Origin of the sequence: Cohnella luojiensis, assembly GCF_004564235.1 — a bacterium.
Lineage (GTDB): Bacteria > Bacillota > Bacilli > Paenibacillales > Paenibacillaceae > Cohnella > Cohnella luojiensis.
Genome location: NZ_SOMN01000001.1, coordinates 250595 through 271484, shown reverse-complemented (window position 1 = coordinate 271484; position 20890 = coordinate 250595). Strand labels below are relative to the sequence as shown.

The following is a 20890-nucleotide window of genomic DNA, read 5'->3' as shown; positions in this document are numbered from 1 at the left end:
TTTTCCCGATCATGCCTAGCGTTTCGCGACTGCATTTTCGTCTTTGGAAGAATTAATGACGATTTTATCCTTTTTAGGCCCGTAACCCAACGCTTGCGCTTTTTCCAAAATAAGGGAGGGGTTGCTTAGACGCTCGACTTCTCTTTGAAGCTCTTTCGTTTGCTCCGTTGCTTGTTCGTAGGTTTTGTTAGTCTGCTGAATTTGTCCGTTGATTTGATAGATTTGCGCATAACGGAAAATAATAAATCCCGCGATAAAAACGACCAATCCGATTGTGAACAAGTATAATAGCTTTTCCCCTATCGGAATCGAACGACGACGTGCGACTTTAGCTTGGTGCGTCGCAGTCGATTGCGCACGTTTCTGTTGAACCTTCTCTTCCTGTACGCGCTCCGGACGAAGCGCCAAGTTGCCGTAGTATGCCATGTGTTCCTTGTGCCCCTCTCAGTTATATCTATAATTAGCCCGGTTATCCGAGCTTTTCAGCGATTCTTAATTTGGAAGAACGGGCGCGAGGATTTGCCTCCAGCTCCTCTTCCGTGGGTAAGATCGGCTTGCGCGGAGTCAGCTTAAGGCGACCTTCTCCGCCTCCGCAAACGCAAATCGGGAAATCCGTGGGACAACTGCAGCTTGCGACTTCCTTGGTGAAAGCCGTCTTGCAGATTCGATCTTCTAAGGAATGGAACGTAATGACCGCTACCCGGCCTTCCGGGGCTAGACAATCGATGGACTGTTCCAATGCCTCTTGGAATGCTCCCAGCTCATCGTTCACCGCGATGCGAAGCGCTTGGAAAGAACGCTTCGCGGGATGCGGTCCCGTGCGGCGGGTCGCCGCGGGAATCGAAACCTTGATGATCTCCGCAAGTTCTCCCGTCGTTTCAATCGGCTTCTTCTCCCTGGCCTTCACGATGTTCGCCGCGATCTTGCGGGCGAACTTCTCTTCCCCGTAATCCCGAAGAATATTGGATATTTCCCGCTCTTCCCACTCGTTAACGATTTCTTTCGCGGTGAGGGATTCGTCGCGGTCCATCCGCATATCCAGCTCGGCATCCAGGTTGTAGCTGAAGCCGCGATCGGCTTCATCCAGCTGCGGACTGGATACGCCGAGGTCGAACAATATTCCGTCGACTTGCGGTACGCCGTCCTTCTCCGGAACGCCCGCTTGGCGGAGCGCCATCTTCAGGTACCGGAAGTTGCTTTTCACCAATGTCACGATATTTCCGTAAGGGGCCAACCGCACCCGCGCATTGGCAAGAGCGGTTTCATCCTGGTCAAGCGCGATCAAGCGTCCCTGGGAACCGAGCTGCGAAGCGATAAGCTCGCTATGACCCGCGCCTCCAAGGGTACAATCGACGTAAATCCCGTCCGGACGTATGTTCAAGCCTTTCACGGATTCTTCTTTCAATACGGTAACGTGGTGAAACATAGATGCTGCCTCCCGGTACCCGGTCATGGGTCCGTCTTTCTTGTTTGTGTATGGTTGCATAAGTTGTAAACGGCTTAGAAGTTAAAATCGAAATCGACGAGCTTCTCGGCGATTTCATTGAAAGAACCGGCGGATTGCCTGGAGTATTCCTCCCAGGTTGCCTTATCCCAGATTTCTACTCTGCTGGATACGCCGATAACGGTGCATTCCTTATCCAGCTTCGCGTATTCGCGCAAGTGATTCGGTACGTTTACCCTTCCCTGTTTATCCCACTCGCATTCGGATGCGCCGGAGAAGAGCAGCCTGGAAAACGCCCTTGCGTTTGCCGCCATGGAAGGCAAGCTCTTGATTTTCTGTTCGAGCTGGGCCCATTCTTCGCGGGGATAGACGAACAAGCAATTGTCCAATCCACGGGTGACGATGAAGTCCGTGCCGAGAGCTTCGCGGAATTTCGCCGGAATAATGATTCGTCCCTTGTCATCGATGCTGTGCTGAAATTCGCCCAAAAACATATGCTCTCCACACCTCCCCCATCTTTCACCACTTTCCACCACTCTGAACCACTTATGATGATTATTCGCGCCATAAAATAAAAATCCTGCCACGAGGACAGGATTTTAATAAATATTATTTTACGGGATTAACGACCCCCGTCTTTCGGCTCTTGCTCATCCTGACCCGAATGGGACTCCGGAAGGGCTTCCTCGGCGATGGCAACCGGAGAAGCTTGGTCGTTATCCGCCGAATCGATCAGCGTTTTGTTCCACGATTTTCTTTTCTCTTCCGTCTCGATCCGCCTTGCGGAACTGCGTTTGCGCACGAAGTAATACGCAGGTACGCCTATGGCGGTCACGACGATCAGCACGGGCAGCATAGCCGCGATGACGACGAGTATCCCTTCGCCGAACTGCCTAAGCACTCTCGTGCTTCCGGTCAAGGCATCGGAGATGCGATCCGCGAATCCTTCCTTCTCTTCCGCTTTCACTTCCACGACTTCCTCAATGCCGTTCGCTTGGTACAAACGCAGATTGATCGTGGAGAAGGCGACGTTCTGATCCAAAAACCGCATGCGGCCTTTGATCTGTTCGAGCTCCTCCTGTACGCGGGCCAGCTCGTTGGAGAACATAACGAGATCGTTCGTCTTCGTCGCTTTGTCCATGAAAGACAGTAGGCGCGATTCCACCACCTGCTTCGCTTTAAGGCGCGCTTCCAGATCGACGAATTCTTCCGTGACGTCGTTGCCCTCCACCTCGCGGTCGAATTTCAGGCTCTTGATCTTCTGCAGTTTCTCCAAAAACGGCGAGAAGCCTTCCGATGGCACCTTGATCACGTAAGTAGCGCCAACCTCGTCCGTATTCCGGCTATCCGAGAATTGCAGCACGTATGCCCCGCCAAGATGGATGAGATCGAGCAGCCGTTCCTCGGCAACCCTGAACTCTTCTACCTTCATAACCAGGTTCGCGCGGTAGATCACCTTGCGGCCGAAGCCGGCGTTCGCGTCCGCGATCGGGCCGATTCCCCCGCCTGAACCCGCAGCCGACGTCCCTGACGATGCAGACGCTTGCGGAGCCTCCGCAGGCGCAGCCGCCGAATCGGCAGAGGTTAAGACGGATTTTTGAACAGACGATGATAACTTCTGATCCGAATTGTTCATCATTCCTTCCGCAGGAGCCGCTTGCTCCAAGGCGGCGGGCGCCGCGGAATCACTGTCGTTGTCGCTCCCGCTGCAAGCCGTCAAGCTCCCCGTCAGCAGTATAACCACCATCATAAGCAAAATGCCGATCCGCAAGCCGCGTCCCCGTTTCCCCTTCATCTTGATCTCCCCCTTTTAGGTTTCTGAAATCACAGACGTTGGCGGGAAGGTAAATGTTCCCTAATTTAGAAAATAAAAAACCCGCGTCGCGGGGAGCGAGCGGGATGGATTCAGAATCCGTGATATCGCTTGAAGTTAGTGGGAAGCCCAGCTGTCCAAGTAAGCTTTTTGCTCTTCGGACAGCGTATCGATCTTGATTCCAAGCGACTCCAGCTTCGTGCGGGCAACCAGTTCATCAAGCTCGTAAGGAACATTCACGACTTTGCTGCCGATGCTCTCGTAATTCTCGTTTACGTGACGAAGGGCGATCGCCTGCAGCGCGAATGTCATGTCCATGATTTCAGCCGGATGTCCGTCCCCTGCCGCAAGATTAACCAATCTGCCTTCCGCGAGCACGTAGATTTTACGGCCGTCTTTTAGCACGTATTCTTCGATATTGCGGCGAACGACGCGCTTGGATACGGACATGGCCGCCAGCTCCACCAAATTCACTTCGATATCGAAATGTCCTGCGTTGGAGAGGATGGCTCCGTCTTTCATATGGGCAATATGCTCGCCGCGAATGACATCCTTGTTGCCCGTGACCGTAACGAAGAACTCGCCGACCTTAGCCGCTTCTTCCATCGAAAGCACGGTAAAGCCGTCCATGTAAGCTTCAACCGCGCGAATGGCGTCGACTTCGGTAACGATGACGTTGGCGCCCAGTCCTTTAGCGCGCATCGCCACGCCTTTGCCGCACCAGCCATAGCCGTTGACGACTACGTTCTTGCCGGCAACGACAAGGTTCGTCGTTCTGTTAATGCCATCCCATACGGATTGGCCCGTACCGTAACGGTTATCGAACAAGTATTTGCAGTAAGCATCGTTAACGGCAACCATCGGGAACTTCAAGGAACCGTCTTTCTCCATCGCCTTCAATCGTAGAATACCGGTCGTTGTCTCCTCTGCCCCGCCCCGTACTTGAGCTATCAAATCCTGGCGTTCCGAGTGAAGGATAGATACGAGGTCTCCCCCGTCGTCGATGATCAAGTCCGGCTTCGTTTCCAGCGTCTTGACCATCAGGTTTTTGTATTCTTGCGGATCCGGATTGTATTTCGCGTAAACGGCGATACCGTCTTCAACGAGCGCAGCGCATACGTCGTCTTGGGTGGAGAGAGGATTGCTGCCGGTAATGACGACTTCCGCCCCGCCCGCTTGCACGACTTTAGCCAGATAAGCCGTTTTCGCCTCCAAGTGCAGGGAGATGGCAACGCGTAATCCCTTAAAAGGCTGATCGCGCTCGAACTCCTTGCGGATTTGGTTCAGAACGGGCATATGGGCTTGCACCCAATCGATTTTGAGCTTGCCTTCGGGAGCCAAGGATGGATCGCGAACAATGCTTTTTAATGCTGTTTTCATTGTATGATTCCTCCGAATTCTCTTCTATAAAGTCGTAAAGCCTTCCGCTAGCCGATGCCCTCCCGCTACCTCGTAAGGAACGCCAACCCACTGCGCCAACCAATCCCTGCCGTAACGATTCCAGAAATGCACGGTACCGTAAACTCTCTCCTGCGCTTTATCCAACGGGGTAAGCGATTGGTGAATGCGATCCCATTGACGGAGCGACGCATCATTCTGCTTGGCTATCGCATCCTTGGACCGCGACTCCAAGTAAGCCATTTGCTCCAATATTTTATCCCGGTTCGTCTCCGCCAATTTGGCAAGCCCGGGCTGAAGCGACGACACCGTGTTCATGATTGGCGCGTACAAATCCGCGAACTGCTTCCTGGCAAGTTGAAATTGCTCCTCCAGGTTCCATTCGTCCTGTTCGCAGAGCCACTCTTCCTTCCTAGCGCTCCAGCCGGAAATCGCTTGTTCGGCCGTTAAAGAGTATTTGTCCAGCAGTTTAATGATAGAAGGCTCTAGAAAAGTGAAAGACTGTCGCGGAATCAACAGCGGCATCGACAATCCGAACTCGCTGAACGCGGGTCCCAAGATGCCCCAGTAAGCGAGCTCGGAAGGTCCAAGGACGGCTGCGAGCACCGGAAGCAAATAATCCTGCATAAGAGGACGCGTTAACGCGTTCGTGCTTAGACTATCCGGCGAACGTTCCGGAAGCTCCAGCATTTGCTCGCGGGTTAGCGCGACGTTGCCCTTCCGGTCGGCGAAGCTTCCTTGCTCCTTATGGAGCAATAGCCTTCCCTGCTCGTGATGAAGGAATAGATTCGCGCTGCCGCGAGCGGTCTCCGCCTGAAGCTTAAAGCCCAGATTAAGCACCCGTCCCTCGCCGGCCTTCAAAGCCGCCTCGAGCTCGTCGTTCCGATGAATCAACTCCCGGAACATCGGCGCTTCCAGCGCTCTTAGGTTAGGATCGTCCGCGTCGAGCAGCAACAATCCTTGACTGCCGAACCAATCCGCCAGAAGTCTTGCGAATGCCAAGCTCAAAGAAGGCGTATCCGCAACATGGCTCTGAAGACGTTCGAGCAAATCCGGTTTGAACTCGGAATCCGGCAGTTGCGATGCCAGTTCTTGTAACGCGGAATCCCATTGACCGGACGATAGGGACGTTCTGCTGACGGCATGCCGCGGTCCTTCCGGACGGTCGATCCGTATTCGCCTGATCCCGCTCTCGGCGGATTGGACGTTCACATGGTTCGCTTCCTCGAAGTCGTGGTCTTCTCCCGCGATCCAGAAAATCGGAACGACGGGCCTTCCCAGCCTTCGCTCCGCGTCTCGCGCGGTCTGGATGACCGATAAAGCTTTGTAATAGATGAGCAGCGCCCCGCCGAACAATCCGGCTTGCTGCCCTCCTACGACAACGAGACCGTCCGGGTGCTCCAGCTTTTCCAAAGACCTTTGGGCTTCGGCATAATAAGGCAGTTTAGCCTGATAGTCCCGCAACGCCTTAGCTACCCTGGAAAGGCTCGCCCGCGAGCTTGAGGAATCGTCTAATCGGGCTGCCCTTTGCTCCCATGCCCCGCTTTGGGAAGGATGTTTGCCGAACAGCTCGCTTACTTCCGAATCTCCTAACCTATAACGCTCCGCTAACGAGGAATGATTGGAATCGATAAGGGATGAAATTTTCAAAGGGAAAGTTCCCCCGATCTGTCGTTGTGTCATCAGATTGATTGTACACAACAGCAGAATACACGTCAAAAGGTTTACGCCCTTGAAACTTAGATAAAAACCGTTGGTATAGGATTAATGACTGGGGGAGATATGGGGGATTCAAGAGGAAGCGCGGGTAGGGAACAAAAGCTCCATAAGCATCAGCACGACGTATAGGACGAATAACAGGAAGAAGGATAACCGCCAAACCGCGCGGAACAGCTTATTGGTATCTACTTTTCCTTTGATCCGGTTTTGCGCGTTGCCGATCAAGCCGCCACCGATAAGCATCAATAAGATAAGGAAGAAAAGGCCGAAGTTCGTATCGAAGCGCCGGTTGATCAGCATGGCCACGCAACCGACCAGAAAAGCGGTCGTAACGTCCATCGCCAGCCGGAATGCTCCTTTACGATCGCCTCCGCGCAAGGATGATACGATATAGACGAGAAGAAACGGGATGATCGGCACGGTGGCCAAAAAAGCGTAAGACTGGACTAATGCATTCCAGATGGAGCCCATGAGTTTTCCTCTCCCTATCAATAGATGGCTTTGACGAGGGCCGTAACCGTCTCGTTCCAATGCGCAACCTTGCCTTGCCTGCTAGCCATCCGGCAAATCGCGCCGTTAATGAATTCGATTTCCGTTTCCTTATGCGCGATTACGTCCTGAAGCATGGACGATTCATTGTCGCGAGTAGCTGAACATACCTGCAAAACGGCATTCCACAGACCGGTCTCATCGTCTAAGCCGAAATCGCTCAGAATCCCGTATGTTTCTTGGAATAGGGCTTTCATTAAGGCCAGTCTTTCACTCGTCGCTGCGAGCTCGCCGTTGCGTACTCTCAAGATCGCGGTTAACGGATTAATAACGGCGTTGATAAGCAGCTTGCGCATTATCGCTCCTTCCAACTGTTTCGACAGGAAAACGGAAAATCCTGCCTGTTTCAACATGCGCTCCAGGGAGAATAGAAGCTTCGCATCGGTTTCGTCATCGACGCCGATGCGGGTTTCGCCGCTGCCGGTATGACGAACGGTAGTAGCATCTACCCTTAACGCTCCTTCCGTCGTGACCGCTACCGCTAGGCTCCTGTTCGGCAACGCTTCCCGAAGAAGCTCGCGGTGACCGATCCCGTTCTGGAAGAGCACTACCATCCCTCCGCTAGGAACGATGGCGGCAAGCCTTTCGAGGAAATCCGAAGTCAATGCGGTTTGCTTCACCGTTAGCAAGACGATTCCTTCACCGAAGGAGCCTACGTTATCTAGCGATCTTGCAACGGGATGAACTCTGTCAGAATAACATCCCCCGGAATCCTGCAGCGTAATTCCGTTGAGATTCAATAAGTCAGCCTGATTGCTGGTTCTCGTCCATAACTCGCAATCGCTCCCTGAAGTTGCTTGAAGCTTGCCTGCTAACAACAAACCGAGGGACCCGCCGCCCAATACCGCTACTTTCCCCATGTTTTCCGTTCCTTTCGTTTAGAAATGGATAGCGTAATTTTATACATTCCGAATCGTCAAAGCAAAACCCGCGGGGAAAGTCCCCCGCGGGTTTGCGTTCAATCATTCCTATTCGATTCGTTCCAGATTACCGTTGGCATCCATCTTGAACCTCGCTCTATCCTCATCTACTTCTTCCGTTAGGAATGCGAGGCGGCGAGCTCGATCCATGATGCGGATCAGCGCTTTATAATCGTCATTGACGACCCGGTAATCCGTTTGTACTTCGTTTACTTCTTTAGAGAGACGTTCGTTTACCTCGCGATACTCGTTTAGACGATCGTCCTTGTCTTTCAATTCCTTCTCGAGATGGCGAATCTGCCGGCTCATCTCCTGAACTGTACCTTTCCATTGGCGCAAATAGCGAATGATCGCTTCCAATGACATGGATTCTGCGGACAATAGGTCGTTCTTTCCGTTGTCGCCTTCTTCTACGACCAATCGCTCCGCGCCGGAAATGGTGGAGATCCCCTGCTTTTTGAGATAATTCCGTTTCTGACGCTGTTGCTTGGCCATGCCGATGGCCTCGTCGTATCTTTTGCGGACACAACTATTCCAACGAAAACCGCAAGCGGCGGAAGTTCGGGCTATTCGTTGCCCAACTTCTTCGAACGCGGATAATTGGGTGCTGCCTTCGCGGATGTGGCGCAGAGTAACCTCCGCCAGGATCAAGTCGTCATCCGGACTCCATGCGTCTTGTCTCACAGCCGTCATGGGTGCCCTTCCCTCCTTATGAATCACGTATATTTTGCTGCTTTCTTCATTTCTATGCCCGTAGTAGAATTCATAGAATCTATCGGATACTTCTATTTATATCCATATTTCCAATCACTATACCTGATATGGCAAATCGATATGCCTGAAAGCGGAATACATAGTTAAATGATTGGAGGGAATATTAGGGGGGGATTGATGAAAAGTTTGCCGATTCGTCACGACTTGTTGGGTTTACACTCTTAAGCCCAAACGTTATAATATGCTTTAGAAATCGTCTTGCGTGTATGAGAGGGGAATAATCGATGGCACGAATGTTTAGAGTGCTCGGCTTCTGGACACTGGTAATTGCCCTAATGGCGTTTGCAGGCGACATGTACGAATTCGCTTTGTTGTTCTTCATGCAAACCGCTGTTTTCTTCTTGCTCGGGTACTTGAATTTCACCGAAAAGACGTATCTCCTCATGTTCTGGGGATACATGGTACTGGCTTTCCTCGGATTCACGTACTGGACCGTGTTCGAGATGGGTATCCCGGTTTAACCAACAAACGAAAACGCGAAGAGGCTGCCTCCGATGTCTGCAAAGACTCGGGGCAGCCTCTTATAGTTATCCCAGCTATTCCTTCTTGATGAAAATTTGCACCTTGAATAGTTCGCTCATGCCATCCGACAGTAGCAATTGACGAATAGCCCTATTCTTCCTTACGGTAGGATGGAACGGATCGGTAAGCGCATGTGAGCTTAGTTTTTCCATGACGCCGGACTCCATGAGAAACCTCTTCTGTGATCCATACCATAGCTCTCTCCATCCACTGGCTTCCGCGCATCGCCGAATATGGCTAAAGTTCACGTGAGACGTTAAGTCCTGCCCGCCGGGAAGGAAAAAGGGGTCGTTGTGGGCGCGGTGGTTATAATAGCACAGCAACGTGCCGTCCATCCGGTGCGGAGCGAGCAATTCCGATGAATCGTCCCCGTAATCGATAAACACCAAGATCGCCTTCGTTAAACGGCCAGCAAGACCGGCTACCCATTCCGCCGCATCCAAATTCACTTCCACGGTTTGATTGTCCGCAAGGGTTGTTCCTTCCTCGCTCATCCATGCCGCTAGGCGAGGATCTTCCGGTTTCATCAAGCAATGGATCAAACTGCCCGAAGCCTCCGATACTGCAACGCCCCATTCCAGCAGCTTCCCGTTCCGTTGTACCAACCGGTGGGTGGGAAATGCGTCTAGCAGCTCATTCGCCACGATGATGGCGGGATTCTTTCCTAATGAATCTCTATCCCATTCTTCAACGACAAGGGCTTGTCCGAATTGGACGTAAGCTGCTAATTGCTCGCTAGCTAGTCGTCGATGTTCCGGATTTCCTTCGACTACGGTCAGTCTGAATGCCTTCCCTAGCGCGGACGTTTTCGGCCGTTCCTCCGAATTCCATGCATCCAGCATTTGCCGGCTAAGACGTCCCGTTCCTCCGCCCCAATCCACGATTTCAACGTCCGCATCCTCGGCAAACCATTGCCCTGCCAGCTTTGACAGCTCGGAAGCAAGCTGTTCGCCCATGATATCCCCCACGAAGGCGCTCGTATAGAAATCTCCTTCCCGGCCAACCCTTGAAGTCCCCGCACGATAATATCCAAATTCGGGATGATAGAGGCAAAGCGTCATATACTGATGAAAGGGGATAGCAGACAACTTCTTTCCGTCGTCCGATACTCCATGTCTCTCGCTGGCTGCTATCTTTTCTTTGATCACCGCGGTAAGAGGCGTTCCCCTATTCGGCGTATTCAACGCTTCTCCCACCTTTTCCCCGGATAAGTAGTCATATTATAATAACATAGATCGCGCGCGGTCGGAGTGCACCATGAAAGGAGGGACACCGTTGCGACGCTTGCTAATCGCCGTGTTGACGGCATCCGCCATCTTGCTATTCCTCACGCGTACGAACGCCTTGTTGCCCGTAAACGCGGAGCCGCTGCCGGAGGAAACAAGAAAACTGCTAGAGAAGAGCTTGTCCGTCGTAGAACTCGACAGAGAAATCGAGCGAATTTCCAATCTCAAAGGTCAAACGCAAACCGAAATCGAGATTAGAGAGAAGCGACTCTCCGCGCAAGAGATCGCCATTGCCGTGCATAGGGAAAAGGCGGGGCGCGTTCTGCGTTCCTACTATATGGGGTACAAGGATTTCTGGTTGTCCGCGTTGTTGAACGCAAACTCCCTTCCCGAGCTCATCCGAGTGTGGGATACGATGGATATGATCCTCCAATCCGATCACAAGACGATGGATAATTATAGCGCGGATTATCAAGAGCTGAAGTTAGGTTATGGCCAATTGCAACGGGATAAAAACGACCTAGACGCGGTGGAAAGAGATCTCATCGCCCAGCGCGAACGGATCACCGCCCTGCAGCAGGAGCTGGAACAGGCGATTGCAGCCAGCGGCGACGAAAAAATGATGCTGAAATTAATGGAAGAATTGCAGGCTTATTGGAAAAATGTCGGTATTTATGAAGTGAAACAGCATTTCAGGGCGCTTGCGGACGCGATGAAAAACTTGCCCGACTATGTGAAGGACACGCCAGGAATCATTGAATCCAACGGTTTAAAAACGAAGCTTACGATATCCGACGAACAATTAAACGAATTTCTAAGGAAAGAAGACAGTCGTTTTGACGATTTTTCCTTTACCTTCGATAAGGATCTCTTAACGATGGAGGGCGACAACGGCCATATTCAGGTTAAAATACAAGGCCGGTATACGGTTGAGGAGGAACCGGAAAATTCTATCCGATTCCACGTGGATTCTTTGATATTCAACGGGCTGGCATTGCCGGATACGACCCGAGCGGATCTGGAAAGGGAATTCGATTTAGGCTTCTATCCTCAGAAGCTGATCAAATTCGTGAAAGCCCAAAGCGTCGAGATGAAGGATGGCAAACTAATCGTACAACTTGCAATCGGAGGATAACCCATCAATGCGTTTGCCACTCCTCCCTCCACTCGGCCACGGTCACCTGTCCAGCAGCTAATCGACTCCAGAGATTGCTCAATCGCGCCAAACGAGCGACCTGATCCGGTCCCGTATGCAGCGGCGCCTGATTGGGAAAGGTTTGACCCGTTCTGCCTGGAAGCAGGTTGGACAACTTCCTGTCGCTGTCGTAAAGAGAACGGTAGACGGGCAGCTTGTTGAGTTCATCCAGTTGCCGCAGTTGGCTTTGATCGTCCGTCATCTCGGAAATCCACACGTAAGCAGCCTCTTCCGCATCCGTGCTGGAGGAGATGGCGAAGCAGTTGGCGCGAGGCGATACATATGGAAGTCTCCACGTAAGATGATCCAGCTCGAGATTAGGATCGGAGCCTAAACGCGGTTCTTCCACCACGGCGGATGCTTCGGAATAGGGAAGCAATCCAGCGATCGTCGTACCTTGCTTCAAGGCTAGAATCGTGTCAGAGCTGGATGTCGTTACATTCAACGTTGCCCTATGCTGCTGAAGCAGCATTAAGGCCTGTTCATGCAACGAACCGGTCCAAGGCTCGTCTTCTTTTTCCCATAACCCGTCGCTTCGTTCATCGGTAGCATTTTCTAGCCATGCCAGCAAGGCCAGCGGATCCTTCCGGTCTATAGAGAGCCAAGACATCGCTTCCGCATGTTCCGAGCTCATGTTTGCTAAGGTGAACCATTGTTCGATCGTCAGCGGAAGAGTCACATCTTCACCAAGCCATTCATGAAGCTTGCCCTTGTTCCATACCATGACGAACGGATCCATTTCGCGAGGAACGCCCCATGTATAACCGTTCCATTTCAACGGGGCAACGATAGCGTCGAATTGCTCCGCCAAGGCTTTGCCCACAAAGGCCGCATCCGTCGGCAACAAATAGCCGGACGAAGCGAATTCCTTGACCCAATCGTTGGAAAGCAGCATAATATCGGCAGACTCCCCCATTTCCGAGGAGCGCTTGAATGTCGAATAAGCTTGCTCGGGATCTATCCTGCGCAATTCTACAATGATGTCAGGATGACTCAGCATGAATTGATCATTCTGTTCGGTCAGCAGTTGATATTCCCGCTCGGGTAAAGCAACTTCGACGGCGAGACGAGAGATTTCTTTGGAAGTGACGGGCTCAACGATAGCCAAACTTTCATCATCGGCCAAAGGAATAACGGTTGAGGATGGAGAAGGTGCATCCGCCCATGGAGATAGAAGAATAACCATGATGCAGAGCAACAGGAATACCAAGGCCGATTTACGGCGTGCCACAGCCTTCACCTTTTTCATCGTAACGTTTAATATCGCTTTATTCATGATAACAGGACAAGCGCGGCATGTCTCGCTTTTTTGGAAAGCGCTTTATCGGTTATGCTAAGAAATAAAGGCAATCTTAGAGAGGATGTGAGCAGACATGAATTTAGAACGGAAAATAGGTTTGGATATGCATTTGCCCGATGGCAAGCTGCCTGGGTTTTATGCGCAGATCGTGAAAGGGATTGCCGATCGGGCGCCGTTATTCGATCGCTTTAAGGAACTGCTAGTGTTCGACTCGGAGGAATCTATCCCTTCCGTCTTGGAGCTATTGGCGCATTATCGCGTTCCCTCCGAACGTTGCGAGCTCGTATTGCTTCCTTCGGAAGAACTGGAGCAAGGGGAGCTTTATGAGGATTATGCGATCGTCACCCGCAATGAAAACATCTTCGTCGACTTGGCTTTAGTCGCTTTGTTCTCCCTAGACGCGGCAAAGCCGGATGCGGAACCCGCCCCGGCTTTGCTGCAGCTCAAGGAACATCTCATCGGTAGCCTTACGGAAAACGGGTTAGTCATTCATCTCATCGATCGCCAGCTCGCCGAACTGGCGGAGAGAATCGCGAAAGCCTACGGTTGCGCCGTGGAGTGGCGTTACTAGAAATCGTATTACAGCCTCTCCGTGGCAAGTTGGGCCAAGCGCGAGCGTTCCCCTTTCTCGAGGGTAACGTGTCCGCTGATTCCCTCTTCCTTGAACCGCTCCACCAAATAAGTAAGACCGTTGCTCTGGGAATCGAGGTAGGGATGATCGATTTGTTCCGGATCTCCGAGCAGCACGATCTTGCTGTTCTCCCCGACGCGGGATACGATCGTTTTCACCTCGTGCTTGCTCAGGTTCTGGGCTTCGTCTATGATGATAAATTGTCCGGGGATGGAACGGCCGCGGATATAAGTGAGCGCCTCGACTTGAATGCTTCCCATTCCCATTAAAATTTTATCGAGGTCTCCCGCTTTCTTCGTATCGAACAGAAACTCCAAATTATCATAGATCGGCTGCATCCACGGACGCAGCTTTTCTTCTTTTTCCCCCGGCAGATAGCCGATGTCCTTCCCCATCGGAACGACGGGACGCGCGATCAGAAGCTTCTTGAAGCGATGCTCGTCTTCCACCTTCATGAGTCCGGCCGCAAGCGTGATCAGCGTCTTCCCCGTACCTGCGCGCCCCGTCAAAGTAACCAGCGGAATATCGTCATTAAGCAGCAGCTCTAATGCCATGCGTTGCTGCGCGTTTCGAGCCGTAATTCCCCATATCGGATCGTTGCTCATATGCAGCGGCTCCAGCCGATGACCATCGGAGGTCACCTTCAAGAGCGCGGACTTGGACGTTCCTAATTCATCGCGTAAAATAACGAATTCATTCGGATGCAACGTCGCTCTAATCCCGAGCTGGTTAACGCTCAAGGAACGGGTAGAGTAAAATTCGTCTATGACCGACGGATGAACATGCAACGTGTTATGTCCCGTATATTGGTCCGACACGGAAACGGTTTGATCCGAAAGGTAATCCTGGGCGGTAATCCCGAGTACGTCCGCCTTCACCCGGACGAGAACGTCCTTGCTCACGATGATTACGGGACGGGGATCCCCGCTTTCCTGCTCTTCCATATGGTAATTCAACGCCACCGCGAGGATCCGATTGTCGTTGGTCATTTCCCCGAACAATTCCTGCACTCTCACGAAGCGGCGATGATTCATTTCCACTTTTAACAATCCGCCATTCGGAAGCTTCACCCCATTATGCAATGGTCCTAAGGCTCTCATGCCGTCCAGTTCCCGCGAGATATTGCGCGCATTGCGTCCGATTTCGTCGGCGAGCCTTTTCTTGGAATCGATTTCCTCTAATACAACCGATGGAATAATGACTTCATTGTCTTCGAAAGCAAATAAGGAGAGCGGATCATGCAAGAGCACGTTCGTATCCAGTACATAGATTTTACGCATGGTATTCCCTCCAGGGTCGGCTATTTGTCTAATAATGCCATCATAATTTTTTGATTTCTCCAAAGCGGTTTACATAGTGATCGATTGACTGGGAACAATAGGACCATCGAACGTTTTCTCCTGTGTTAGCCGATCGCGATTTATGGATTAATCGCCTTGGCTAATAAAGGCATCCCTCCAAATCAGGGTGGTGAAGGACATTGTTGAAGCAATATAAAATGATCGCTTACGGAACCGCATTGCTTATGCTATTTCTTCTGGCAATGGGCTCCGCAGGCTGTGGTAACCAGGAGTCGGCGCCTGCGCCAGCGGATAACCGTCCGAGAGCGCAAGCAAATGGGCCAACCAGGAGGAATATCGATAATCCGAACAAAGTCGCCGCTCATCTGGAATCGCTGGCCCGCGGCGTAGAGGGCGTTAAGGACGCCAATTGCGTCGTCTTCGGCAGGTACGCCATTGTTGGCATCGATGTTGACGACAAGATGGAAAGAACTCAAGTCGGGACGCTCAAGTATGCGGTTGCCGAAGCCTTCCGTAAAGATCCATACGGAGTAGACGCTCTTGTGACGGCGGATATCGACATTGCCCAGAGGATCCGGGAGATCCGATTGGACATCAATAACGGACGACCCGTTGCCGGGTTCGCGGAAGAGCTCGCCGATATCGTCGGACGCGTCATTCCCCAAATCCCAAGGAATATCGTCCCGCCAAAAGCCCCAGAGAATATGGGGACCCCGTAATCGAATAAGTCCAAAAAGCGACAAAAAGCCCAGTGAAAATTCACTGGGCTTCAAACATAGCTACATACGCTTGGGGTTCCAAGCGATACACAGCTCTTATTCGCTTCCATATCCACGCATATCGGCAGAAAGGCGTTCCCTTTCGGGCGTTCGGTTACTAGAGCTTCGGTTAGAGAGGTTTTCGTTTCCGCCACCCGCAGCCCTCCTAAGTGGAATTTCTGGCTTCATTATATCACATGATCAACCAGTTTCCAACGGACTTTCACCGCGTAGGATTGAAAGAATATCAGCGCATCTATTGGGCGACTGCAGGCAAATCTTCGCGAATGCTAGAACGCGCTTCGAACCAGCGGCCTGCCCCCACAAGGGAGGGACCTAAACGCTCTTCTTCCGGATAGAGAACGCGGATCACCCCTTCGTCATGCAGCGCTTCCGCGGTCACTTTGCCAACGGCTACGCAGAGAGCATGGTTTTCGAATGCATCGAGAAGGGATTGCTCCTTGCTCGTCGTCCGCGCTCTGTGAAAAAAGCAACGGGCTTGCGCGGTGCTCGTAAAGACGACGGCATCCATTGAGCCATCGAGACAACGATCGATCAATGTATCTATAGGCCCAGCCTCCGGCATAACGTGAATGTACGGAAGCAACTCTATGCATTCGGCTCCCGCTTCTCTTAGGCGATTGGAAATTTTGGGAGATGGATCCCCATACAACTGAAGAACAATCTTGGCTCCTTCTAGCGGATATACGGACAATGCCCTATAGATGCCTTCCGTAGTGCCGTCGTCAGCCTTAAGGGCTGGTTCGATCTGCAGACGGCGCAGGGTATTTACCGTTTTATACCCCCGTGCGGCAATTCGCGTATTGGACATGAAGGTTAATAATTCTTCCTTCATGCCAAAAGATTCGGCTTTTGCGACTAACGCCTCGGTGCCGATTCCCGTCGTCAGCACGAGCCAATCCACTGAGCTGGCCGTCAGTGCTCTAAGCTGTTCCCCAAGCTGCTCTTCATCGGAGTAGACGTTGCCCTGGGCGGGGCATATGAAGGGTTGCCCGCCCATCTTGAGAACCATTCGGGTGAATTCTTCCTCGCAGCGGGGACCGGTGACTGCTATATTTTTACCCGTTAGCTTACCCATGCTGTAACCCCCTCTCGAAAGTTAGGAAGTACGTTTCAACTGTCCGTCGTTACGCAAGTAAACCTTGCCGGTTGCCTCGTCGTGGAATACTTCAAGCGCGTTGACGCAGCCGTGATCGGGAGCTTGGACTTGACCGTCGTTCAGGTCGATTTTCCAATCGTGCAAAGGGCAATAGACGTGATGATCGCATACGATGCCTTCGGAAAGCTTGCCGGCCTTGTGAGGGCAGCTATTCTCGATAGCGCGGAAGCTGCCGTCGGATAGAAGGAATACGGCCCATTCGATGCCGCCGGAATGGACGACTCTTGCTCTTTGGTTCGTGAAGTCTTTGAGATGTCCTATAAGGATGTTCGCCATGGTCTTCCACTCCAGTTCATATTTTGTTTTCGCGCGGAATCTCAGGCACTCCGGAAAAGGGTGTTCACTCCGCCGCTGGTTAAATCCGAGTTGCTCTTATTCCGGCTAAGCGGAAGCAACTCGGATTTAAAGGCGGACGTTAACTCTCCGTGAACACCCTTTTCCTCCGCGCCTTCGCCACGCTCGCAGGGACAAAAAATAACCAACCGTCAGCCCAGGTTCACTTGAATCAGTCAGTAGGCGGTTTCTCGACGAGGGCGCCTTGGGCGCGGTTGTCGGCGCCGCCGGCGGAAGCGTCCGGAGAGGCGGCGGTTAAGGAGTCGAATGCTTTGCGTAGATCTTCATTCTCGAGAATCTGCTGCCAAGGATCCTTCATTAAATCGAGCGTCTTCTCGATCCGGCCGACTAGGGCTTCCCGCTCCGATTGGAGCGAAAGAGCGTCTTTGATTCTTGGGAGACCGATGCGTTGCAGCCATTCCGCCGTACGTTCGTTGAAATTCGCGGTCTCGCGGTAATATTGGAGGTACGCGCCGGTCCATTCGAGCACTTCATCTTCGGTTTTAACTTTCGTCAGAAGATCGGCCGCCCTTACGCGGGTTCCGCCGTTGCCCCCCACATAGATTTCCCAGCCGCCGTCGATCGCAACGACGCCAAGATCCTTGATCGTCGCCTCGGCGCAGTTGCGCGGACAACCGGATACGGCAAGCTTAACCTTGGCAGGCGTGTTTAGCCGTTCGAACTTCTTCTCCATCGCGATTCCCATCCCGATGGCGTCTTGCGTGCCGAAACGGCAGAACGTGTTGCCTACGCAGGTCTTCACGGTCCTTAACGCTTTGCCGTAGGCATACCCGGACGGCATGTCGAGATCCTTCCAGACGTTCGGAAGATCGTCTTTTTTCACTCCGAGCAAATCGATACGTTGTCCTCCCGTAATCTTCACGAGCGGCACGTCGTATTTTTTCGCTACGTCGGCAATGCGCTGCAGTTCTTCCGGAGTTGTTACCCCGCCGTAAATCCGCGGAACGACGGAGAATGTTCCGTCTTTCTGGATGTTCGCATGATTGCGCTCGTTAACGAAACGGCTTTCCAACTCGTCCTCGTGGTCCTCCGGGAATAACATTCCTAAATAATAATTCAAAGCCGGGCGGCATTTGGAACAGCCTTCGGGATTTTTCCATTCCAGCACGTGCATGACTTCCTTTGAGGTCGTCAGCTTCATGCTCGTGATTGCTTCTACCACTTCGTCGCGGCTTAGCAACGTGCACCCGCATATTCCTTCCTGTACCTTCTGAACGTTATCCGCCCCAAGGGTTAGAGCAAGAACTTCCTCGACCAACGGTTTGCAGCCGCCGCATGAGCCGGAAGCTTTCGTGCAAGCTTTGATTTCCCCGAGACTTACGCAGCCTTTTTCCGTGATGGCTTCCACGATCGTATCCTTCGTGACGCCGTTGCATCCGCATACGATCTCGTTGCCGTTCATGGCTTCCACTAGATCCGTCGTGCTTGAGCCGCCGCTGCCCCCGCTGCCTTCCGCCCCGAATAATACTTCCCTCTCGCGACCGGAAAAGCTTTCCCCGCTGCGGATCAGGGAGAACAGCTTCGAGCTATCGGAAGTATCTCCGAATAACACGGCTCCGACGACTTTCCCTTCTTGGAAGACGACTTTCTTATAGATACCGCTGAGATCGTCCTGTACGCGCAACGCTTTCGTGCCCGGCTCATCCGTGAAGCGTCCGGCAGAGAACACTTGAACTCCGGACACCTTTAACTTAGTCGAAAGAACCGAGCCCGCATAACCTGCCGTTTCCGATCCGGCCAATTTCTTGGCTAGAATCGCGCCTTGCTCATATAAAGGGGCAACCAATCCATAGACGATTCCGCGGTGCTCCGCGCATTCTCCCAACGAGTAGATGCCCGGCACGCTAGTCTGCATGAAGTCGTTAACCACGATGCCCCGGTTCACTTCGATTCCGCTAACCCTAGCTAACTGTACGTTTGGCTTAATGCCAACCGCCATGACCACGAGATCCGCCTCTACCTCGGTGCCATCCTTGAACTTCAATCCCGCGACTCGTTTTTTGCCGAGTATAGAATCCGACTGTTTCTCGAGCAAGAACTTCATCCCTTGGCCTTCCAATTGTTCTTGAAGCATCTTGGAGCCTGTAGGGTCCAATTGCCTTTCCATTAGATGCTGGAAAATATGGACGACGCTTACTTCCATATTCAAGTTAAGCAAACCGCGCGCTGCCTCCAAGCCGAGCAAACCTCCGCCGATTACGACCGCTTTCTTGTATTTCTTGCTCGTTTCGATCATCGTGTTGCAATCGCGGATATCCCGGAAAGCGATGACTCCCTCCTTATCCGCACCCGGAAGCGGGAGCATGAACGGCAAGGAACCCGTCGCCAGCACAAGCTCGTCATATTCAATCTGGAGCCCTTGGTCGGTATCCACTTTTTTGTAAACCGTATCAATGCCCGTTACTGTATGGCCGGTATGGAGCATTATTTGGTTATCGTGGTACCAATCCCAGTCATTAAGTACGATGTCTTTCAGTTCGGCATCTCCGGCCAGTACCGATGAAAGCATGATTCGGTTGTAATTAGGGTGGGGCTCCGCGCCGATAATCGTGATGTCGTATTTGTTCGGGTTAAGCTTCAGCAGCTGCTCCACAAACGCAACTCCGGCCATCCCGTTACCTATCATGACTAACTTTTGTTTCATTGTTTTCTCCCCCTTTCAGCGTGTCAAGTATAAACGGCTTCGCCGTCCTCAAGACGGCGGTATACGTTTGTATCGAGCTATCAGATGAGTATATAGACATAGAAATTTATACTTTCTGATAGTTGAACACAAAAAGCCTATCCCTTTGCGAGCAAAAGGATAGGCTTCGTTGCCAGAGTGACGACACGCCGTTGTGCCTAATCACTACAAAATTCATGTTAAATTATAGCTATATTATAAAGTGTCAAACATTTTAATGTCAACATAATTCACATTGCAACCTTAATAATCTGCCTATTTTATAACATAAGGATATTCTCGACAACATTTCGATGCATATGTTATATTACATTACATAGTCTGAGGGGTCCCGATTTTTGCGCATCCCGATCATGAACGGAAAGGGGGAAGTACAAAGATGAACAAACCTTTAGTATGGCAGGATTCCGAGCTGGACCCCGCCCCGATCATCGACTTGAACAATACCTATAGAAACATGACGCTCGTCCGGGCGGAAGCGGAATTGCGCCAAACGTTGCCGCTTGCTTCAGTAGCCATTCTTCACGTTCCTTATGCTAAATTGCGCGAGAAACACATCGAAGTTATTAACATTCAGCGCCTTCCGATCCTTTGGATGTGCAATGAAACCCGCGTTCCCAAGGATCCGGATTGGGGATACTCGCTAGACGGACTTTTATATCCCGGCATGAAGCGTCATGAAGTGGATTGGGCCCTGCAAGCGGCTGCCCGTTGCTGTTCGGAACGTAAACGTTGGCATGAAGAGAAGGAACAATTGTTAATGCGACTCGAGGAGCGCAAGTGGATTGATCAAGCCAAAGGAATCCTCTGCGAGATCAAAGGGATAACCGAATCCGAGGCTTACGATTTTCTTCGCAAGCAGGCTATGAACGAACGGAAGAGAATGGGAGAAGTCGCGTCTTCAATCGTTAAGGTTTATCAACTTATCCATGGCTAATACGAATCAAATGTTAATTATGTTGACATAACGCTAACCTCAAACATATAATGGCGTTATCACCCTCGATCGAGGGAGCGGGTTTCGGCGACGCAGCCGTGACCGGTTACCCTGAGAGCATCACCTAACTATCGAATATAACTACGGATTCGCGTACAAGGGCGTACGCATTCCGGGCAATGAAGC

General features: G+C 51.9%; 21 protein-coding genes. 5 read left to right on the top strand and 16 right to left on the bottom strand.

Annotated features, from left to right (window positions below):
- Window positions 1-15 precede the first annotated feature (15 nt).
- From ftsL2 to E2980_RS01210, 9 genes are all read right to left on the bottom strand, one after another.
- A complete protein-coding gene (ftsL2, locus tag E2980_RS01250) occupies window positions 16-426 on the bottom strand; it encodes a cell division protein FtsL (RefSeq protein ID WP_135150297.1) in 411 nt (136 codons plus the stop codon).
- A 43-nt stretch (window positions 427-469) separates the two neighbouring features.
- Window positions 470-1426, bottom strand: a complete 957-nt coding sequence (rsmH, locus tag E2980_RS01245; protein WP_135150296.1) for a 16S rRNA (cytosine(1402)-N(4))-methyltransferase RsmH — start codon at window positions 1424-1426, stop codon at window positions 470-472.
- 74 nt (window positions 1427-1500) lie between these two features.
- Window positions 1501-1938 carry a division/cell wall cluster transcriptional repressor MraZ gene (mraZ, locus tag E2980_RS01240; protein WP_135150295.1) on the bottom strand — a complete coding sequence of 146 codons (438 nt, stop codon included), beginning with the start codon at window positions 1936-1938 and terminating at the stop codon, window positions 1501-1503.
- 128 nt (window positions 1939-2066) lie between these two features.
- Entirely contained in the window at window positions 2067-3239 is a 1173-nt protein-coding gene (locus E2980_RS01235; protein ID WP_135150294.1) for a DUF4349 domain-containing protein, read from the bottom strand.
- A gap of 135 nt (window positions 3240-3374) precedes the next feature.
- Window positions 3375-4637: an adenosylhomocysteinase gene (locus tag E2980_RS01230; RefSeq protein WP_135150293.1), complete on the bottom strand. Its 1263-nt coding sequence runs from the start codon at window positions 4635-4637 to the stop codon at window positions 3375-3377.
- Between the two features lie 24 nt (window positions 4638-4661).
- On the bottom strand, window positions 4662-6305 hold the full coding sequence (gene bshC / locus E2980_RS01225) for a bacillithiol biosynthesis cysteine-adding enzyme BshC (protein ID WP_167746931.1): 1644 nt from the start codon (window positions 6303-6305) through the stop codon (window positions 4662-4664).
- A 141-nt stretch (window positions 6306-6446) separates the two neighbouring features.
- A complete protein-coding gene (locus E2980_RS01220) occupies window positions 6447-6845 on the bottom strand; it encodes a DUF3397 domain-containing protein (protein WP_135150291.1) in 399 nt (132 codons plus the stop codon).
- Between the two features lie 17 nt (window positions 6846-6862).
- Entirely contained in the window at window positions 6863-7783 is a 921-nt protein-coding gene (locus E2980_RS01215; protein WP_135150290.1) for a ketopantoate reductase family protein, read from the bottom strand.
- A gap of 108 nt (window positions 7784-7891) precedes the next feature.
- Window positions 7892-8536 carry an RsfA family transcriptional regulator gene (locus E2980_RS01210; protein WP_135150289.1) on the bottom strand — a complete coding sequence of 215 codons (645 nt, stop codon included), beginning with the start codon at window positions 8534-8536 and terminating at the stop codon, window positions 7892-7894.
- A gap of 305 nt (window positions 8537-8841) precedes the next feature.
- Between E2980_RS01210 and E2980_RS01205 the strand changes: the two genes are divergently transcribed.
- Window positions 8842-9078 carry a DUF2626 family protein gene (locus E2980_RS01205; protein WP_135150288.1) on the top strand — a complete coding sequence of 79 codons (237 nt, stop codon included), beginning with the start codon at window positions 8842-8844 and terminating at the stop codon, window positions 9076-9078.
- A 75-nt stretch (window positions 9079-9153) separates the two neighbouring features.
- On the opposite strand, the gene E2980_RS01200 is transcribed toward E2980_RS01205, so the two are convergent.
- Complete coding sequence (locus tag E2980_RS01200) at window positions 9154-10323, bottom strand: class I SAM-dependent methyltransferase (RefSeq protein ID WP_135150287.1); 1170 nt, start codon at window positions 10321-10323, stop codon at window positions 9154-9156.
- A gap of 91 nt (window positions 10324-10414) precedes the next feature.
- Here E2980_RS01200 and E2980_RS01195 point away from each other — a divergent pair, with 91 nt between their 5' ends.
- Window positions 10415-11500, top strand: a complete 1086-nt coding sequence (locus E2980_RS01195; protein ID WP_135150286.1) for a hypothetical protein — start codon at window positions 10415-10417, stop codon at window positions 11498-11500.
- Between the two features lie 4 nt (window positions 11501-11504).
- Here the strand turns inward: E2980_RS01195 and E2980_RS01190 are convergent, their stop codons facing one another.
- The gene (locus tag E2980_RS01190; protein WP_135150285.1) at window positions 11505-12836 is read right to left on the bottom strand and encodes an extracellular solute-binding protein; all 1332 of its coding nucleotides are present in this window, start codon (window positions 12834-12836) and stop codon (window positions 11505-11507) included.
- 97 nt (window positions 12837-12933) lie between these two features.
- Here E2980_RS01190 and E2980_RS01185 point away from each other — a divergent pair, with 97 nt between their 5' ends.
- Window positions 12934-13431, top strand: a complete 498-nt coding sequence (locus E2980_RS01185) for a hypothetical protein (protein WP_135150284.1) — start codon at window positions 12934-12936, stop codon at window positions 13429-13431.
- Window positions 13432-13439: 8 nt separating this feature from the next.
- On the opposite strand, the gene E2980_RS01180 is transcribed toward E2980_RS01185, so the two are convergent.
- Window positions 13440-14771 (bottom strand): PhoH family protein, encoded by a 1332-nt coding sequence (locus tag E2980_RS01180; protein WP_135150283.1) that lies wholly within the window; start codon window positions 14769-14771, stop codon window positions 13440-13442.
- A 200-nt stretch (window positions 14772-14971) separates the two neighbouring features.
- On the opposite strand from E2980_RS01180, the gene E2980_RS01175 reads away from it, so the two are divergent.
- Window positions 14972-15511, top strand: a complete 540-nt coding sequence (locus E2980_RS01175; protein ID WP_240702795.1) for a YhcN/YlaJ family sporulation lipoprotein — start codon at window positions 14972-14974, stop codon at window positions 15509-15511.
- A gap of 50 nt (window positions 15512-15561) precedes the next feature.
- On the opposite strand, the gene E2980_RS23990 is transcribed toward E2980_RS01175, so the two are convergent.
- The 4 genes from E2980_RS23990 to nirB all read right to left on the bottom strand — a co-directional run bounded on the left by E2980_RS23990 (window position 15562) and on the right by nirB (window position 19728).
- Window positions 15562-15705, bottom strand: a complete 144-nt coding sequence (locus E2980_RS23990; protein ID WP_167746930.1) for a hypothetical protein — start codon at window positions 15703-15705, stop codon at window positions 15562-15564.
- A gap of 101 nt (window positions 15706-15806) precedes the next feature.
- On the bottom strand, window positions 15807-16649 hold the full coding sequence (locus E2980_RS01170) for a uroporphyrinogen-III synthase (RefSeq protein ID WP_135150282.1): 843 nt from the start codon (window positions 16647-16649) through the stop codon (window positions 15807-15809).
- A 21-nt stretch (window positions 16650-16670) separates the two neighbouring features.
- Window positions 16671-17006, bottom strand: a complete 336-nt coding sequence (nirD, locus tag E2980_RS01165) for a nitrite reductase small subunit NirD (RefSeq protein WP_135150281.1) — start codon at window positions 17004-17006, stop codon at window positions 16671-16673.
- Between the two features lie 229 nt (window positions 17007-17235).
- Entirely contained in the window at window positions 17236-19728 is a 2493-nt protein-coding gene (gene nirB, locus E2980_RS01160; protein WP_135150280.1) for a nitrite reductase large subunit NirB, read from the bottom strand.
- A 418-nt stretch (window positions 19729-20146) separates the two neighbouring features.
- Here nirB and E2980_RS01155 point away from each other — a divergent pair, with 418 nt between their 5' ends.
- Entirely contained in the window at window positions 20147-20704 is a 558-nt protein-coding gene (locus E2980_RS01155) for an ANTAR domain-containing response regulator (protein WP_135150279.1), read from the top strand.
- Window positions 20705-20890 lie beyond the last annotated feature (186 nt).

Coding starts and splice junctions, on each gene's coding strand:
- ftsL2 (WP_135150297.1), bottom strand. CDS start 426: ATGGCATACTACGGCAACTTGGCGCTTCGTCCGGAGCGCGTACAGGAA.
- rsmH (WP_135150296.1), bottom strand. CDS start 1,426: ATGTTTCACCACGTTACCGTATTGAAAGAAGAATCCGTGAAAGGCTTG.
- mraZ (WP_135150295.1), bottom strand. CDS start 1,938: ATGTTTTTGGGCGAATTTCAGCACAGCATCGATGACAAGGGACGAATC.
- E2980_RS01235 (WP_135150294.1), bottom strand. CDS start 3,239: ATGAAGGGGAAACGGGGACGCGGCTTGCGGATCGGCATTTTGCTTATG.
- E2980_RS01230 (WP_135150293.1), bottom strand. CDS start 4,637: ATGAAAACAGCATTAAAAAGCATTGTTCGCGATCCATCCTTGGCTCCC.
- E2980_RS01220 (WP_135150291.1), bottom strand. CDS start 6,845: ATGGGCTCCATCTGGAATGCATTAGTCCAGTCTTACGCTTTTTTGGCC.
- E2980_RS01215 (WP_135150290.1), bottom strand. CDS start 7,783: ATGGGGAAAGTAGCGGTATTGGGCGGCGGGTCCCTCGGTTTGTTGTTA.
- E2980_RS01210 (WP_135150289.1), bottom strand. CDS start 8,536: ATGACGGCTGTGAGACAAGACGCATGGAGTCCGGATGACGACTTGATC.
- E2980_RS01205 (WP_135150288.1), top strand. CDS start 8,842: ATGGCACGAATGTTTAGAGTGCTCGGCTTCTGGACACTGGTAATTGCC.
- E2980_RS01190 (WP_135150285.1), bottom strand. CDS start 12,836: ATGAATAAAGCGATATTAAACGTTACGATGAAAAAGGTGAAGGCTGTG.
- E2980_RS01185 (WP_135150284.1), top strand. CDS start 12,934: ATGAATTTAGAACGGAAAATAGGTTTGGATATGCATTTGCCCGATGGC.
- E2980_RS01180 (WP_135150283.1), bottom strand. CDS start 14,771: ATGCGTAAAATCTATGTACTGGATACGAACGTGCTCTTGCATGATCCG.
- E2980_RS01170 (WP_135150282.1), bottom strand. CDS start 16,649: ATGGGTAAGCTAACGGGTAAAAATATAGCAGTCACCGGTCCCCGCTGC.
- nirD (WP_135150281.1), bottom strand. CDS start 17,006: ATGGCGAACATCCTTATAGGACATCTCAAAGACTTCACGAACCAAAGA.
- nirB (WP_135150280.1), bottom strand. CDS start 19,728: ATGAAACAAAAGTTAGTCATGATAGGTAACGGGATGGCCGGAGTTGCG.
- E2980_RS01155 (WP_135150279.1), top strand. CDS start 20,147: ATGAACAAACCTTTAGTATGGCAGGATTCCGAGCTGGACCCCGCCCCG.